Below are 1,138 nucleotides of genomic sequence, written 5' to 3'. Positions count from 1 at the left end.
CGCCCTGAGCGCTAGTCTCGTGGGCTCGGAGAGCTGTATAAGAGACAGGCGCAGGGCGACCGGGTCGCCGTCGAGCAGCCGGTCGACGAGGTGTCGGTCTCGGCGGCGCGGTGGTGCGTGGCTCATCTCGCGTTCCCTGGCGTAGTCCCGGATCTCGGCGTCGCCGCATCGGTCGCGGGCGGGCGTCCGGCACACCCGCTCGATTGATTGGCGTCACCGTCGCCGGTGGCGTCACAGTCACCCGCACGTCGCCGTCCGGCCACGCAGCGAAACCACCATCTTGTCCTTATTAGTCCACCGATCGGGTATTTGACCCACTCTTGGCCGTGTCCATGGCGGTTCCCGAGGTCGTTAACACTGTGACACCCCACTTAGGTGGCCTGCGGTTGGTGGCCTGCGCGGCGAAGGAGTCGGCGTGGCAAGGACTGATTCGACGGGTTCGACATGGCGGTACCGGTGGGCGCGCCGGCAGAACGAGCGCCGGCTGCGGACGTTCCGCAGCGCCGAGGGGGACTGGCGACGACGCGACGACGACCTGCGTCGCCTGCGGACGCTGGCGGAGCAGTGCCAGGGGTCCGCCACGGCGGGGTGCGGCCTCCCGCTCGAACTGGACGCCGACGAGGTGGTGCTGCGGGTGGTGCCCGCCGCCCAACTGGTGGAGGTGCGGCACAACGCCGTCCTGCCCGCTCCGGACCTGACCGTGGCCCCGCCGATCGGCCGGCTGCGCCCGCGCCTCCCCGAAGGGGTACGGGCCACCGACGCCGGAATGGCGGTGATCACCAGCCGTCGACTGGTGCTGCTCGGCGGGCGGGGTCGCCGCGACTGGGCGTACGCGCGGATGACCGGGCTCGCCCACGACCCGCACGCGCCGGTCACGCTGATCCAGGTGCTGGACCGCCGACGCGGCTCCGGCGTGCTGCTGCCTCCCGACGCGGCACCCGACTTCCGGTTCGTGCTCACGCTGGCGTTCGCCGACGCGATCGAGCAGCGTGCCACGGTGATCGCGCAGCTCGACGAGCTGATCGCCGAGCACGCCCGGCTGCGTCCGTCCCGGCCGGGCATCGCCACCCCCGGTCAGGCCCGGTTGTCGGCGCTGATCCCCGGTGGTCGGCGGACCGCCAGTCTCTTATACAACTCT

1 pseudogene is annotated in these 1,138 nt (G+C 71.6%); it reads left to right on the top strand.

Annotated features, from left to right (window positions below):
* Window positions 1-415: 415 nt before the first annotated feature.
* A pseudogene (locus EYA84_RS32130) lies at window positions 416-1,138 on the top strand (hypothetical protein); the annotation flags it as partial.

Origin of the sequence: Verrucosispora sp. SN26_14.1 (assembly GCF_004307965.1) — a bacterium.
Classification (GTDB): Bacteria; Actinomycetota; Actinomycetes; order Mycobacteriales; family Micromonosporaceae; genus Micromonospora.
The sequence above is the reverse complement of the archived record's forward strand: the minus strand, read 5'-3'. Positions and strand labels throughout refer to the sequence as shown.